Raw genomic sequence first — 16,612 nt, 5'->3', positions numbered from 1 at the left:
TATGCTTATTCAATGAAGGGGGAGAACAAACGCTTTTTTACAAAAACTGATTTATATCTGAAGGGTTGTTTATTGTTTAAGATATTTTTTAAGTTTGTTTCCCCATTTTTTATTTAAAACGAAATTAACATCACGTCGGGATTGTCGTATTGCTTTTTCAGCATACTTCCTTAAGCTGACTGACTTCGACGCTTTCAATGATTGCCCAGGATACAATTCCTTCACAATTGCATCAAACACATTAGGTGTTTGAATTGATTGTTCAAGATTATTGAACGCTTTGTTAAACAATGATTTCATCGTTGTTGACATCCGTTCAAGATAATAGCCGTGATACAACCATAGCGCCGATTGAAGTAAAGGATAATCCTTGGCAGCTTTCATCAACTGCTTTAACTGACTGAGAAACGCTGAGTATTTAATAAATCCCCATACGCCGCTTTGCGCTTCCGTTTTTTCTTTGGAAAGAAATGCTTTTTTTAGTTTTTCAAATGACCGTAAGATATCATTCACATCATCGATGGTGTCGTCATCATACCAGACATGATCAAGCATGTTGATGAACATCTCAATATCTTCGTCATTTTTTAGATACCGGTTCAGGGATATAAACTCATTAAATATACTCAACGTAGCAGGGGTCGGTTTCTGGATGAACGGCTTTTGAGCATGTATGTAGTTTAATGTCACTGAACACATAGTGTAAGGATAATGCTTAGTGTAATATGGTTTTACCGAAGGATGGTCTAAAATACTTTGTATTTCCAATTTAATTTCTTCGTTGAGCAGCGGGGGAACGTATCCGGAGAATACAGCAACAAGCAATAGATTGTAGAATTCGAAAAGAGCGTCAACTTCAAATCGTCTGGTAAGTTCTGCTCCATAAACGCCATCAGGAACATGGAAACGAAGGAAGTAGGCAAGTTGTTTATCTTGGTTGTTCTGAAAGAACTTTTGGATATTATTCAATCCTCGGGCAGGCCCACCTTTGTCGTGATATTCCGTAATGAGCGATTGTAAATTTCTCTTGGCAATATCCATAGAATTATAAGATTGATTTAAGCAATTCGAATGGTTTGAGGTATTGCACGTCGGGTTTACATACGCTAATATGATTTTTATTTTTTATGATCTCAGCCGGTTTATCCAGTAAGTATTGATAACTTTTTACCACTTTATCCCCTTTTGCATGAACAACTAACTTCGCTTTAGTAAAATTAGCTTTTCCTTTGTTCTGCAATGATTCTGTTTGCGTTTTTATGGAGTTAAGAATTCCACCATCTTTTGCATCTAAATCGTTTAATATGGGGAAATTTAATAACCCGAATAGGCTAATCAATTTATTTACTCCCGATAAAGCTTCTTTAACTAATGATGTAATGTCTGTTCCATGATGCGCCGGTGCAAATAACACCAGCATCGATTTGTTCACCCACTTTCTTTTATCGATATATGCAAGCAACTGAGCTTGTCGTGCTAATACAGCTCCCAATGAATGAGCGACAAAAATAATTCGTTTATACTTTCGCTCTGGCAGATGTTGATCCGCAGGTAAAATGTTATTTTTCAATGGAGCAACAGCAAGATTGATAAAATGATACAATTCGGCAGCATGATCTCCAGCCTGACCCCGAAATGTATCATACCCGTAGATTAGGATATCAGATTTTTTACATTTACTATCCTGGAGCGACAATGAAGGAAATGTACTCCATGTTGTCTGCGTACTTCCTCCGAATCCATGAACAAAGATTATCAACGTAGTCGGATTTTTATAACTAAAATATCCTAGTGTATTTATGCCGTGAAGTATGCCAATCTGTGCAGTATGATTTGAACTCATAAAAAGTCTGCATTAAATGAAACTACCATCGCATTATGCATCAGCAGTTTTTTTGATGAAGCATAACTTAACACTATTTATTTTGCAAGAAGGTATAACTATCGCAAAGTAGTGTCAATACCGTAAATAGGGTATATTTGGAAATATGGAACATGAATTCTCGAAGTAAAATGGTCATTGTAGAACTGAGTTTTTAAATTTCGGAGTGGGGTAAGAAAATTTCGGATTTCACTTATTATACAACCACCTGCTTGATGGTAAAGGCCGTGAAATTAAACTGACTACGTCTAGAGGCAGTAGGTTTGGTATCGGCTAATGCCGACTCAAGTCTCCCAGCTTTAGAGAAGTCTGAGTCAGGAGTTTCTGGTACATCTTGATTTTTGATAGACTCAGAAATTACTTCTTCCGTCACGTTTCCAAAAATCACCACTATTAGCAATTTAAAACATATATTTTGTGGGTATAAATGGTTTAATGTCAAGGAGATACGGAAAATATTTGAAATTTTGCAAATTTTGCTACTAATAAGCGTCCCAAAGTGTCTATGTCTCTATAGTTGTAGTGTGCTGTATAGGCACTTTTGGGACGCTTGAATTACCATCTGATGATAATAATTTCTATCAGCAATTGATTATCTTAGCTTCAACAAATTGACGCTAGAAAAAAGATTACTTGTTTCAAGATGTGAATATATTTGGGTCATGGAAATATTCGAATGTCCCAATAATTTTTGTATAAAAAATAAACTCACTCCTTTTTGAGCCAGGATACTGGCAAATGTATGCCGAAGTGAATGGAAATGCAGTGAATTGCTCAACCCGTTGGCTCTCACGGCTTTTTTAAATTGTCTACTAACATAATCAAGAAATGCTCTGCCGCTATTTCTTCTCCCCTTGAACACATATTCTTGTTTCGAAGTCATATTAGATAATAGTGCAAATAATTCATCATTCATTGGAATGGTTCTCATTTTTCCAGCTTTCACCTGATAATTTATTGAACTTTGGATATGGATGCTTTTATTTATCAAATCAATATCCTTCCATCGTAAGTTGATGATCTCGCCCAAACGTGCCCCGGTAAATGCTGCAAAGAGGACAATATTATGTAACCATTCATCTTCTTTGATAGAATCCAAAAACAAATGCAGTTCTTCAAGGGTAAAGAATGCCGGAATTTTCTCCTGAATTCTTAATTGTTTTACTCCATCCATAGGATTTGTTTGAATCACTTGCCACGCTTTGATGCAATTAAAAAATGCTTTGATCGCTCTTATCTGAACATTGATGGAGATATTCTTCATAGATTTGGTGCTCTCAACAATAAATGCATCCAAATGTTTTCGGGTTATATCGTAGATCTGAATATCTTCAGTAAACTGCATAAATCGCCCCAGGGCGTGTTCATATATCTTAACGGTCTTGATTCCTCTGGTTGCTTTAATGAACGCCGTATAATCGAGAATTTGATGCGACAAAAGAGTTTTGTTGCGGGGGTTGCGAAGAGAAATGAGATTATTTATTGCTTTGTGCGCATCTAGCGCATTTCGAGTCCGAAGTGATCTCCAAATTTGTTTCTTGTTTTCTCGAATGATCGCATAGTAAATTCCTGACCGGGGGTGTTTGATGATTGATGCCATGGTTGTCAATCCCTTTCTTGGGCTTGACGATATGGTTTCCAAAGTGTGCTTGTTAGAAAAAGTGTTAGACGCTGGAGAAAAAAGTGGGGAATTCTTTAAGGTATTTACGGGTGTGCGTAAAATTGTAAGGCAGACGCTCTAAACCAGCTGAGCTAAACGCCCAAAAGACAATGAATAATTAACAATGCATAATTGAAAATTATTCAACTGTGGTAATCAATTAAATACTAAAAGAACAAGCAGAAGCTCTAAATGCCAAATTGTTTCACGACTACGTTCTTCGTGGGAATGGTTGACAATTTCAGCATCCCGCCGTTTTTAGGTCAGAGCATAGCACCCAAAAACAACTATTAAATATAGAAATATTTCATCTTTTTTCAAAGAAGAAAGTATTCACGAGTCCATGCACCATTCAAATGAACAAAAAATGAGGAGAGCAATTATTATTATTATGGATCACCTCATCATAATATCTGATGTTTCGTAAAGAGGTAAAAGTGGTTCAAGGAACAGAAAAGTTATAAATCAGTGAATCATAATTGACGTCCGAGTTTTCTTTCTTTCCAATCATATCGAGTAAAATATCCTCCAAAAACTGCAGCGATTGTGAAAGGGATATGTATTACCATTGCAGGAATGTAATATCGCAGTAGATTATTTATTTTATATTTCGTTGTAAATATATACAGTATGATAAAATCAATTGCCGCTTTAATCGCAAAAACATACAGGGGCAAAATATTGTTTACAAATAATGTCAGCGGAAGTGTAATGGCAAGAAAACAATAAAGAATAAATGTGCTGATCATAAATATTTGCATCGTCCAACGATATTTTGTTGTCTGTGCAGACCAACGCATGCGCTGATTCAGGAACTTCATCCACGTATTAACAGGATTTGTTGTGACGAAAGATGTTGGGTCGGAGATATATTTTGCTTCCCATTTTTCTGTCGCAACAATCTTTTGGACAAGAAAAGAATCATAACCGGAGTTAATAGTACGGAACGCTGAGAACCCTTTGACATCTTCAAACGCCTTTCTTCGAAAAGCCATGTTACAGCCATTCGCAGTATTCGGACTTCCAATGCCGATAGATCCTGCACTGACTGAGTTAAGAGAGATATAATCAAGGTATTGTATTCCAAAAAGCATTTGGGGAATATTTGCATTATTTCGATACTTCGTCAATCCAGTTACCGCACCAATTGAATCGGACATGGTTGAAACGATAGTGGAGATCCAATTTTCTGTGACAAAACAATCTGCGTCGGTGGTAAGAATTATTTCATTTGATGTTTTTGAAGTAGCATACGATAATGCATTTATTTTTGGGGAGATATTATGCGGCTCGTCCGTTACTTTTAATAGTGTTATTCTATCCGGATAGCGTAAGCAGTAATTTTCTACAATGTGCGCAGTATTATCGTTTGAGTTGTCATCGATTATCGTAATTCGATATTTTGTACTTGGATAATCTTGATTGAGAAGGGATTCGATACATTTGGATATCCCCTCTTCTTCATTCCGTGCTGCAATTAACACATCAACAGAGTATTCATTTAGATTCACCGAATCATGCAATCTAAATAATCCAATTGTCCACCGTACTATTTGGATTACATATATTACAAGAGTGACAATAAGTATTACATTGATAATATTATTCATTTTTTTATCTTGGATTCTCCCTGATAAACCGATCCACCACATCTCTCCAATTCGCAATAATTCTCACAAAAACAAATTGCCGTCAAAACGACATTACTGAGAGATGAATCGATTTGCTTTTATGTTTTCCTTCTCCCCGCGTGTCCAAAGGACCACTTCGTGGAGGCGGGCAGGCGTGTCCTCCCTGCCTGCCGGCAGGCAGGCAAGTGCAACCTCCGCGGTGAATTTTTCTTTACCGATACTTGCTTAAAGGGAATGCACCTGCTTTTACCTGGAACTTGAATCCTGAAACAGTAAAGTTTTTATTTCTTTCTTCTCTGTGCTCTCCGTGCCCTCCGCGGTGAATTTGCTTTATCGATACTTGCTTAAAGGGAAAGCAACTGCTTTTACCTGGAACTTGAATCCTGAAACGGTAAAGTTTTTATTTCTTTCTTCTCTGTGCTCTCCGTGCCCTCCGCGGTGAATTTGCTTTATTGATACTGCTTAAAGGGAATGTAACTGCTTTATTTGAAACTTGATTCCTGAATCGATTGGCTTTCATTTTCCTTCTCGGCGCCCTCTGTGACCTCCGCGGTGAATGCTTTTAGGTAATCGGGTATTCCTTCAAAAACCTATCCACCGCATCTCTCCAATCCGGAATCGTTATCCCTAAATCGTCTTGAAGTTTTTGGTTGGACATAGCAGAAAATAACGGTCGCTGCGCAGGACTTGGAAACGTGCTCATCGGCACAGGTATAATGGTCGATTTCAATAATAGTTTTTTTGCAATATATCTACCCCATTCATATCGAGAGGCGTAATCGCTATTAGTAAGATGATAGAGTCCTGTTAATCCTTTGTCGATTGATCGCAAGGTGAAATCGACAAGATCAATGGTACTCGTTGGGACAGAAACTTCGTCTGCTGTCAGTTTTAAAACTGGATTCTTTTGAGACCATTGCATCATCTTATTGATGAAATTCTGAGTTCCTTTGCCATACGCCCAGCTCGTCCGAAATAGCAAATATTTTCCGCCGGAAGAAAGAACGGACTCCTCGCCTTCTTTTTTACTTTTTCCATAGACATTCAATGGATTAGAGAGATCCGACTCGTTATAAACATTTCCTTTCAATCCATCAAACACATAATCTGAACTGTATTGAACAAAAAATATATTTTTCTCTTTGCAGAGAGCAGCAATATTATTAACGGCAATTGAGTTTATCAGATATGCAGATTTTGATTGCTCCTCTGCAAGATCTACTGCATTATATGCAGCGCAGTTAATGATAATAGTTGGGTTTAAGGAATCGATATATCGGGATAGTATTTCAACAGAAGTAATATCGCAGTCTTTTTCGTCAGGCGCTAATACGGGTACATTTCTGATCGCTAAATCTTTTGCAAATTGTTTACCAAGCTGGCCGTTGGCACCAAGAATGAGATATTTTTGATTATTCACTTATTTTTTATAAATAAAATTATGATTGAGTTCTTTTAATGGTATGCCTAACAAGTCTTTTTGGGATACAATTGGATTTGCTATTTTCTAATCTATATGAAGCGTCGGATCATTATAAATTAAACATCGTTCTGATGCTTTGTGGTAATAATTTGTGCGCTTATAGTGGAACAATACGGAATCCGAAAGGACAGAAAACCCATGTGCAAATCCTGGCGGAATCCATATTTGCTTTTTGTTTTCCGAGGTTAATTCTACAAAGATATACTGACCATATGTGGGTGAACCAAATCGAATATCAACTACAACATCTAACACAGCACCTAAAAGCACCTGGCATAATTTTCCTTGAGCATACTCGGCATTTTGTAAATGCAATCCGCGTAGCGTATTCTTTGCAGACCGTGAAATATTATCCTGAACAAATGTTACCTCGCCAATGTATTCACGATATTTCTTTTCTTGAAAGGACTCATAAAAATAACCACGTTCATCTTCGAATATCGATGGTTCAATAATAAAGACTTCCGGTATTTTCGTTTGAGTAATCTTCATGCTTCGTCGTGCGCAACAATATTTTCTAAATATTCACGGTAAGAAGATTTTGGGAGTGAGTTAACTAAATTGACAAAGTTTTCTTTTTTAATAAACTTTTTATAATATGCTATTTCTTCAATGCATGCAACTTTTAATCCTTGTCTTTCTTCAATCACACCAAAAAAATTTGAAGCCTGCAGCAATGCTTGAGGTGTTCCCGTGTCCAACCATGCTACACCTCTCCCTATTTTTTCAACAAATAATTGATTTTGTGTCATATAATTAACATTAACGTCAGTGATCTCAAGTTCACCTCGAGAAGAGGGGTGCAAATTCTCAGAAATATTTATTACCGAATTATCATAAACATACAAACCAGGTACCGCATAATTTGATTTAGGAATAATTGGTTTCTCTTCTATACTTATTGCTTTACCAGCTTTATCAAATTCAACTACACCATATCGTTCAGGGTCTGATACCCGATAACCAAAAACTGTCCCGCCGGCTTTTTGTTCCATTGCTCGATAGAAGAAATCCAAGTTTCCGTAAAATATATTATCACCTAATATTAATGTTACTGAATCGTTTCCAATGAATTGCTTACCCAAAATAAATGCTTCTGCTATGCCATTTGGCGCACCTTGTATAACATATGATATTTTCAATCCCACCTGAGAACCATCACCAAAAAGTGTTTGATAATGTGGGATTGTGAGTTCGTTTGAGATAATTAATATTTCTTTAATACCACCAAGCATTAACACAGATAACGGATAATAAATCAGTGGTTTATCATATATAAGAGTTAATTGTTTACTATATATTTTTGATATGGGAAACATGCGAGATCCTGAGCCACCCGCGAGGATTATACCTTTCATTGAATTTCCTTTAATCTAAATAATAATTTTAAGGATATTGTGCTTCATAATATTTTTTATATTCCCCGCTGATAATCCTCTCCCACCATTTCTTGTTCTGTAAATACCACTGGACAGTCTTTTTGATTCCATTTTCAAACTGATATGCTGGAACCCAGCCAAGATCTTTCTGTATTTTCGCAGCATCAATAGCGTACCGTTTATCATGGCCGGGACGATCTTTTACATATGTGATTAGAGATTCAGGTTTACCAAGCTCTTTCAAGACCAGTTTTACAATATCAATATTCTTCCATTCATTGTGTCCGCCGATATTATATACTTCGCCAATTGTCCCTTTATGAAGAACAACATCGAGAGCAGAACAATGATCTTCCACATAGAGCCAATCGCGGACATTCGATCCATCGCCATACACAGGAATAGGTTTATCATTCAATGCATTGGCAATCAACAATGGGATTAATTTTTCGGGGAACTGGTATGGCCCGTAATTATTGGAGCATCGGGTAACAAGAGCCGGAAAGCCAAATGTGTGTTGATACGCAAGCACCAACATATCCGATGAAGCTTTGCTGGCGGAATACGGACTATTAGGATGAAGCGGGGTTTCTTCCGTAAAATATCCAGTCGCACCGAGCGATCCGTATACCTCGTCTGTAGATACATGAAGGAATCGTTCAATACCAACTTCGCGCGACGCATCTAACAATACCTGTGTACCAACTACATTCGTATGCACAAATATTGCAGGACCGGTTATGCTTCTGTCCACATGTGATTCGGCCGCAAAATGAACTACGGTATCTATAGAGTGTTCTCGAAATGCTTTTATGACTTGATCTTTATTGCAGATATCCCCTTTGACAAAGAGATAATTTGGATTTCTTTCAATCGTACTGAGATTTTCAAGATTTCCAGCATATGTAAGCGTATCGAAGTTGACGATCTTATAGTCAGGATGTTTGTTCAACATTAAATGAACAAAATTACTGCCAATAAAACCGGCTCCTCCAGTTATGAGAATATTTTTCATCGGTCCAAAAAATGTTTATGAATTTAAGAATTTACGAAAAAATGCCAGTATTTCCAACGATTAACACTACTGACAGGTTGCGCGGGTGAAATGATGCAGTTAGTAAAGCAGAATTTATAATAAATAATTGCAAAGGATATGAAAAGTTCAGTTCATTCAAAGATTCTGATGTATAAATACTTTAGAAGAGACCATATGAAACTTGCAATTCGACACCATATTTTTCATTGTCCTTATTTTCATAAAACCCTTGAACTCCAAAACGCATGTCGTGAATTGGCTCATAGAGTAAATTCATCCCATAAATTGTATTCCTAGTTACTGTTCCGTAAAGGAATGGTAACGATGGTAAAACATATTGAAAATGAATGTCCTCTAATCCGCCTTTTCGAATATAATCATAAAAGAACCCTATCTGCAATTGAGAAATAATTCTATAGTCCACTTTAAGATATATTTGATCCGAATTTTGCCCGATATAGTGACCTAAAAGATATCCATCACTTTCATAAGTTTGAGTCTGTATATAGTGAGAATAAACCCATGGCAATATTCTAGTGTATTCTGCTGTAAACGTCGCATCAGATAATAACTGAGAATTATAAATAATACCAAGAGAATATCCCAACTGGTTACGTGACTTATCTTCATTAAAAATGGCTGTTGTTCTAATTTCATCGATAAACAATGATCCAAATAATTCAAGGGAATTGAATACGCGGAAATCAGCATTTAAAAATATTTGAGAATTATTTCCGTCATCATTATTTGAATTTGTTGTCAAGTAATGATCAACAGCACGATAAAACAATATTGGATTAAGGAATAAAAGGTTGGGAGGCATATCACTGTATATGATAGATTCTCCAAATGATATATTGAGATTTTTCAAAAGTGACACAGAAACAAAATGTGCAGCAATATATTTTGGTCTAAATATATTTCTTTTCTTTGAAGGGATTTTTGCATCATATGTACTTATAGAATCTAGTACATCCGATTGAAGCCAGCCATGAAGGTAATAAAATCGTAACCATTCAGTTGGTCTGAGATCAAGTCGTAGGAATGGAAAGGAAGGAGCTTTCGATGATAGTATCAGCTTGCTTCTTTGCCCCATTCCCCAATTAATATAATCTTTCCCCAATGAGAAACACCCCCAACCCCACTTGACACCAATTGCTGCCCGAATATCACTATACTCTATAGAATTAATATTGGGTTGACTATATAGGTTTATTCCAGTAGAAGGAATATTTTTTTTGCTTTTATCAATACGAGTGCCAAATTCAGCATTCTCTGTGAAATGAAAAGTATAACCAATGACGTTTCCTAATTGGCCATACAATTTTGCACCGCTGAATCTATGCACTGCATTTTTTTTAATATTGGCTCCCAATATCGGATCTAACGTAAGATACAATATTGTATCTGCATATTGGTAAAGATGCCAAGTATTACTATCCTTTTCATGAACTATTCTCAGTGCTCGAAGTTCATGGAACAAATCTCTTTCGTAAAATTCAAGTTCTTCTTTGTCATTTGCACTTAACTCAGAATCACTTTGGCGTATACGGTATAAACATTCTGCGATCCTTGTGCGATCCAGAGGGATCACTTCAAGATTTTCATTATGAAGGCCACGAACATATGTTCTCTGCAGGAATGCATATATAGATTGGTCCAAAGGCTCATAAACAACTTGAGCTTGACCAAGAATTACTAAGACCAAGCTCAACATTACGTAAATAATTATTTTCTTCATCTTAATCGCTAGTTATTCTCTATTTTTCCCTTAACATTTTCAAATATTCATTATACAATATCCATTGCTTATTAATATGCCCCTCTTCCAAACAGCACGGTGGGTATTGTTTCAAACAATAATTCCATATCAAAAAGAATGGAGTGATTTTCTACATAATACAGATCCAATAGTATCATTTCTCTAAATTTAATATTGCTTCTTCCAGACACTTGCCATATTCCCGTCATCCCTGGTTTGACATTTGCGCGGTCTCGTATTGCTTCCCAGAATTCATCTGATTCATCGACGTTTTCAAAGTCGTTGATTGGTAAAGGACGGGGACCAACAAGACTCATATCTCCTTTGAGAACATTAAATAATTGGGGAAGTTCGTCAATACTAAATTTGCGTATGAACTTACCTACTCTTGTGATACGAGGGTCATCTTTAATTTTAAAGAGTGCTCCGTCAGATTCATTTTCCTTTCGCAACTCCTCTTTCAGTTCTTCTGCATTGGAGACCATACTTCGGAATTTTATAAAGAAAAACTCCTTACCACCCTTGATTGATGCTCTACGTTGTAAAAAAAAGATCGGTTTTCCCGACTCAATAAATATAGCGACAATCGTAAAAATGAATATCGGGCTCAGAATCATCACTACGAGTGATCCAACAAAAAAGTCAAACGTTCTCTTGAGAAAAGATTTTAATTTATTAATATGAACTCTTGGTTGAGAGGTAAGAGTAATTCCTGCAATATCGTAGATTCGAGCTATCTTCAATAACTCTTCTGACAATGGAGACAATATTTTTACTTTAATGCCGTGTTTTTTACTAAGCGCTTTCACTGTAGAAAATCCATTCACAATAATTTCTGTAGAAGGAATAAATATTCTATCAATATTTTTAGTAACAATAATGTTTTCAAGCTCTTCAAGAGGATAAGCCTTTAGATTATCCGGTAATTGAGGATGTCGCCCTTTCTCTTTGACTAAAAATCCACTGATCTTATATCCAAGTTCAGGAAATGATGTAAAACGGTCTGCGATTTTAATTCCTTCATTATCATACCCAACAATGATAGAATTATGCACACCGAACCCCTTTGATTGGAAATAGAGATTCAACCAATATAGCAGAGACCTGTTCATTAAAAAAAATAGTGGCAGTGAGGCAGTAAACGTAAAAACTGTAAATCGATCTATATAAAGATTTTTTATAAGAGAGACAAACGCGAGAGTGATCATAATGCTGATCAAATACGATCGTGCCACGATAAAATTTTGAAGACGCAAACTGAGATGAAATGAGCCTCTGTATAAACCCAGCAAAGATGACAATGTCATGGAAACAATTGTATATATACCGAGCACTGGAACGGATTGATCAAATGGGGTATGGACTATTACGTTTACAGTATGTAGAAATGAACAAAGTAAAACAGAACAGAGAATGGCCAAAATATCAAATAATTGTGACATGGAAACAAATATTATTTTCCAGTTCCGTTTTATCACTTACAATAGTCCTATATTATTACAGTCTTTTTTCCAGTCGCTCAATGCGCTTTCCAATGAGTATGAAAATGTAAATCCGGATTCAAGCAATGCGTCAGATGATAGATGTGTGGAATAAAATAATTTTTCAATTCTTCTGTGATGAATCGGATTCTTTAATCCAATGCTATTCAATAATTCAAAAGTGTAGGAAATTCCTAATAATAATCTAAAAGGCGCAACAGGAACGAATCTTCTCCACCCCATGACTTTACAGATCGACGAGCAAATCTTACCTATAGTGTCAGGTTTCGGAAACACGACGTTATACAGAATGCGTTCCTTGGAATCACTTTGAAGGAATAACAAAGCACGCACAACATCTTTGACATATACACTCCCTTTGATCGTATCTCTTTTGCCAACGTAAACAAACAAATTAAATTTTAATGCCCTAGCCAATCTCGAAAAATTTCCATTTTCACCTTTCCCAAAAACAACACCTGGCCGAATAATTCGCAATCTGTGTTTTTTATGGCTTTTCTCCCAACCGAAGAGAACTTCTTCAGCAAGTAATTTGGATATTCCATAAGCTGTATCTGGAGCTGTTATATCCTCCTCGGTATTTCTTTTTTCGCCGGATTTGAATACCATCATTGTGCTAGTAAAAATGATATTATTAACATTATTATCAATCGCGAATTGACATATGTTTTTAGTACCAAGATAATTCGTGACAAAATATTCCTCCCAAGAATATCCCGGTTCTTTACAAAGCGCCGCAAGATGGATTAATATTGGATTATTAAAGTTTTTCTTTATTGAAATCGATTCATTAATGTCGCAATAGATATATTCTGTGTTACAATGTAAATTTTTAGGAGGTATTTTATCAAGCACAAATATTTTATCATTGGAATGGTGTACTTGTAAATATTCAATGAGATGAGATCCAATGAATCCAGCAGCACCGGTAATAATATATTCCATGCAATTATAGTTCCCTGCCGGATTTTGAAAGATATCTTCCATAGTTCAAGCCCAGATATCCCATAAATGTTTGGAGCACAAACACCCCTATCCAATATACATTATGTTGATGCAATAAATATTTAATCCCGCTTATCAGATAGTGAATTCCTTCACTTTGGAAACTTTTCCCGAGATTTTCAATAAAATTCAGCTTTGATTGCACAAATCCCATTGATCTATATCGTTTGAAGAGGTCAAGAACGCCTAAATTATGAGAGTGTATCACACCAGCAAGCGGAATATAGGATATCGTGTACCCCAAATCAATCAACTCTTTTGCAAATGCAGTATCCTCAAATATCGGTATATCCTCTCTAAATTTAATCAATTTCCATGATATCTTTCTAATTGAACAGTTGACCGTTGAAAAGAAATAATTTCGATGTCCGAATGTCTTCAACGATTCGGTATTTTTTTGAATCATTTTATCCTGATAGTTCCACGACAATCTGAAAGTATTGATAGGATCACAATCTGCTTTTGGAAATTGTTTGCCATAAACAGCACATATACGATCATCATTTAACAGCGGATCAACCAATAAATCCAACCAATTTGAACTCATTGGGCATGCATCACCTGCTATATAGATCAGATAATCACCTTGTGAAAGTTCTGCACCTAAATTTCTCGTGCCGCCATGATGAAACGCATCTCTGCGAATGTTATGGATTCGAACGGGATATTTTCCAGCAATCTCCAATGTTTTGTCGTCGGACGCAGAATCTATGACGATTACTTCAAATGAGTATTTCGTTTCCTGATTGAATACATTTTCAAGGCATCGATGAATATTTTTCTCTTCATTCAACGTCAGTACGATAATGGATACAAGAGGTGAGGTATTCATATTCAGCTTAAACATTTGATGTTAAAAATGACTTCAAAGACACTTTCCAGTGCGGCATAACGTTCAAATTATTTTTTTTCAAGGCGGCATTTTCCAATACAGAATAAAAAGGTCGTTTTATTGGTATGGATTCTTGATTGACGGTTGTCTCGAACAATGGAGTATTTATTTTCATTATTGAAAATATCTCTTTGGCAAATTCATACCATGAACATTCACCTTCATTTGTCATGTGGTAAATCCCCTGGCTGGGACGTTCTTCAATGAGAAGTTTTGTATTTATCGCAATATCATACGTCGACGTTGGAGTTAAAATTTCATTTCCAACAACTTTTACTTCAGGCTTTTCATTTGCTAGACGGAGCATCGTTGTTATAAAGTTACCTCCTTTTGCTCGACATGGCACCTTACCATAAATACCGGATATTCGAATGATATATCCTTGCTTAGAATAGTTCAATACAAAATTTTCGCCTGCACGTTTAGTGATCGCATAGACATTCAGCGGATTGGTCGCGTCATCCTCAAAATACGGTCGTTTTTTTATTCCATCAAATACATAATCGGTGCTGTAATGGACAAGCGCATAATTCAATACATTTGACATTGTTGCCAAATTCAACGTTCCAATTCCGTTAACAAGAAATGCGTGCGCAGAATCTTGTTCACAATTTGGGACATTATGTGCAGCTGCAGTATTGATCACAACATCAGGTTTAATTGCGGATAAGATTTCTTTGACTTGACCTACATTGATAATATCAATATCACTATGATTCAAACTTACAACCTCGTGTGTGGATGAAAATACAGCATCAATATCTGAGCCTAATTGACCGTTACCGCCAATAATTGCAATTTTCATATATTATAATTTTATAGATGATTCAATATTTTTAAAAACGTGAATATTATAGAAGTTTGGGTTTGAAAAATCCTTGAACGCATCATAGTTTGCAATCAAGTTTTCAAGAATGGATTCAACGTCATGTTTTGGCTTGAAGCTGAGAATATTTGTTGCTTTTTCGATGCTTACCTTATAGTTTCTGAAATCTTGAATATGTTTAATATTGAGTGAAATTTTTTTACTGAAATGCTTATCGACAGCTGTTTTCACATAATCAGCAACCTCTCCCACAGTAAAGTTTCCCGAAGCAATATTGAAAATACCTGATATGGAAGAACTAGCTTCGATTGCTCTTACATAACCATTAACAGCGTCTTCAATACTCAGTATAGGTCTCCAAATGGAAGGATTACTGATGTATATTTCATTTTTTTCCAACGCAGATTTAAACATCGTATTCACGATCAAATCTAACCTCATTCGGGGACTATATCCGCTTACCGTACCTTGACGAAAACAGATCACCGAAAAATTCTCATCCGCCATTTGCAATGATGCTTGTTCACCTTGAAGTTTGGAAATGCCGTATGGATAGTTGGATACCGCCGGAGATTCTTCATTGTACAGTTCATTGACGGTATAACCATACACCGAACACGAACCGGCATAAATGAATCTTTTCACTCCAGCACGTTTCGCTATGTATGCCAGATATGCAGGTGCTGAAGCATTAAAAACAAAATTCATGCTTGGAGAAAATTCTGCCATTGGATCGTTCGATAATCCGGCTAAAAATATTATCTGTTCATATCCTTTGACATTTTCTTCCTTTAAAGAGAAAATATCTTTCTGTATCACCTTAACTTGCATTGGCAAATTGTTGCCAAACCATAATAGATCTACAACATCAACTTCATAACCCCTATCAAGCAGTTTTGGGACCAAAAGTGAACCAATATACCCAGCTCCGCCGGCAACCAATATTTTCATAACTTATCCTTATTGTAAAAATTAATATTTGAAATTATTTGATTCATCACGTTGTAACCATTGTTTCAATGTCTGCGCTTTTTCATCTTTTCCTGATAAAAATGGATTTTTTACAGGCCATTCTATACCGAGTTCAGGGTCATTCCAAAGAATTCCGGATTCAGCTTTATTACTATATATGCCGGTACATTTATATTGGATTTCTGCAAAATCGGAAAGGACACAAAATCCCCGCGCAAACCCAGCAGGAGCATAAATTTGTAATTTGTTTTCGGCAGATACTTCCCTTCCATACCATTGACCAAGTGTCGGAGACCCTGTACGGATATCAACTGCAACTAGGAAAGCACTCCCAAACGTCACTCGCATAAGTTTTCCCATAGGCGGTTCCCATTGAAAGTGTAACCCTCGAACCACATTTTTCATTGAACGCGAATGGTTGTCTTGTACAAAAACCTCAGGAATCCCCAGCTCCTTACATTGATCCGTTCTAAATGCTTCCAAAAAAAAACCCCTGTCATCCTGAAAAACTTCAGGTTTTATAACAACAAGACCATTTAAATGTTTTGACTCAATGCTTATTTGCATGTAATCCTCTATATG

The 16,612-nt window shown here is 36.2% G+C and carries 15 protein-coding genes; all 15 read right to left on the bottom strand.

What is annotated here, in order from left to right; translation table 11 throughout:
• Positions 1-69: 69 nt before the first annotated feature.
• A complete protein-coding gene (locus WDA22_01465) occupies positions 70-1,041 on the bottom strand; it encodes a hypothetical protein (GenBank protein ID MFA5832120.1) in 972 nt (323 codons plus the stop codon).
• 4 nt (positions 1,042-1,045) lie between these two features.
• Entirely contained in the window at positions 1,046-1,843 is a 798-nt protein-coding gene (locus WDA22_01460; protein MFA5832119.1) for an alpha/beta hydrolase, read from the bottom strand.
• Between the two features lie 631 nt (positions 1,844-2,474).
• Positions 2,475-3,482 carry a site-specific integrase gene (locus WDA22_01455; protein MFA5832118.1) on the bottom strand — a complete coding sequence of 336 codons (1,008 nt, stop codon included), beginning with the start codon at positions 3,480-3,482 and terminating at the stop codon, positions 2,475-2,477.
• 533 nt (positions 3,483-4,015) lie between these two features.
• Positions 4,016-5,152, bottom strand: a complete 1,137-nt coding sequence (locus WDA22_01450; GenBank protein MFA5832117.1) for a glycosyltransferase — start codon at positions 5,150-5,152, stop codon at positions 4,016-4,018.
• A gap of 583 nt (positions 5,153-5,735) precedes the next feature.
• Positions 5,736-6,593 (bottom strand): dTDP-4-dehydrorhamnose reductase, encoded by an 858-nt coding sequence (rfbD, locus tag WDA22_01445; GenBank protein ID MFA5832116.1) that lies wholly within the window; start codon positions 6,591-6,593, stop codon positions 5,736-5,738.
• A gap of 87 nt (positions 6,594-6,680) precedes the next feature.
• On the bottom strand, positions 6,681-7,148 hold the full coding sequence (gene rfbC / locus WDA22_01440; protein MFA5832115.1) for a dTDP-4-dehydrorhamnose 3,5-epimerase: 468 nt from the start codon (positions 7,146-7,148) through the stop codon (positions 6,681-6,683).
• On the bottom strand, positions 7,145-8,014 hold the full coding sequence (gene rfbA, locus WDA22_01435; protein MFA5832114.1) for a glucose-1-phosphate thymidylyltransferase RfbA: 870 nt from the start codon (positions 8,012-8,014) through the stop codon (positions 7,145-7,147). The genes rfbC (WDA22_01440) and rfbA overlap by 4 nt, the downstream gene beginning before the upstream one ends.
• A gap of 28 nt (positions 8,015-8,042) precedes the next feature.
• Positions 8,043-9,050, bottom strand: coding sequence for a dTDP-glucose 4,6-dehydratase (gene rfbB, locus WDA22_01430; protein MFA5832113.1), 1,008 nt, complete (start codon positions 9,048-9,050; stop codon positions 8,043-8,045).
• Between the two features lie 181 nt (positions 9,051-9,231).
• Positions 9,232-10,812 (bottom strand): capsule assembly Wzi family protein, encoded by a 1,581-nt coding sequence (locus tag WDA22_01425; GenBank protein ID MFA5832112.1) that lies wholly within the window; start codon positions 10,810-10,812, stop codon positions 9,232-9,234.
• Positions 10,813-10,883: 71 nt separating this feature from the next.
• Positions 10,884-12,275: a sugar transferase gene (locus WDA22_01420; protein ID MFA5832111.1), complete on the bottom strand. Its 1,392-nt coding sequence runs from the start codon at positions 12,273-12,275 to the stop codon at positions 10,884-10,886.
• A 36-nt stretch (positions 12,276-12,311) separates the two neighbouring features.
• Positions 12,312-13,280: an NAD(P)-dependent oxidoreductase gene (locus WDA22_01415; protein ID MFA5832110.1), complete on the bottom strand. Its 969-nt coding sequence runs from the start codon at positions 13,278-13,280 to the stop codon at positions 12,312-12,314.
• A 4-nt stretch (positions 13,281-13,284) separates the two neighbouring features.
• Positions 13,285-14,172 (bottom strand): glycosyltransferase family 2 protein, encoded by an 888-nt coding sequence (locus WDA22_01410; protein MFA5832109.1) that lies wholly within the window; start codon positions 14,170-14,172, stop codon positions 13,285-13,287.
• Between the two features lie 7 nt (positions 14,173-14,179).
• A complete protein-coding gene (gene rfbD, locus WDA22_01405; protein MFA5832108.1) occupies positions 14,180-15,037 on the bottom strand; it encodes a dTDP-4-dehydrorhamnose reductase in 858 nt (285 codons plus the stop codon).
• Between the two features lie 3 nt (positions 15,038-15,040).
• Entirely contained in the window at positions 15,041-16,009 is a 969-nt protein-coding gene (locus WDA22_01400) for an NAD(P)-dependent oxidoreductase (protein MFA5832107.1), read from the bottom strand.
• 21 nt (positions 16,010-16,030) lie between these two features.
• Positions 16,031-16,597: a dTDP-4-dehydrorhamnose 3,5-epimerase gene (rfbC, locus tag WDA22_01395; GenBank protein ID MFA5832106.1), complete on the bottom strand. Its 567-nt coding sequence runs from the start codon at positions 16,595-16,597 to the stop codon at positions 16,031-16,033.
• Between the last annotated feature and the right edge of the window lie 15 nt (positions 16,598-16,612).

The sequence above is a fragment of the Bacteroidota bacterium genome (assembly GCA_041658205.1).
GTDB lineage: Bacteria > Bacteroidota > Ignavibacteria > UBA10030 > UBA8401 > UBA8401.
The sequence above is the reverse complement of the archived record's forward strand: the minus strand, read 5'-3'. Positions and strand labels throughout refer to the sequence as shown.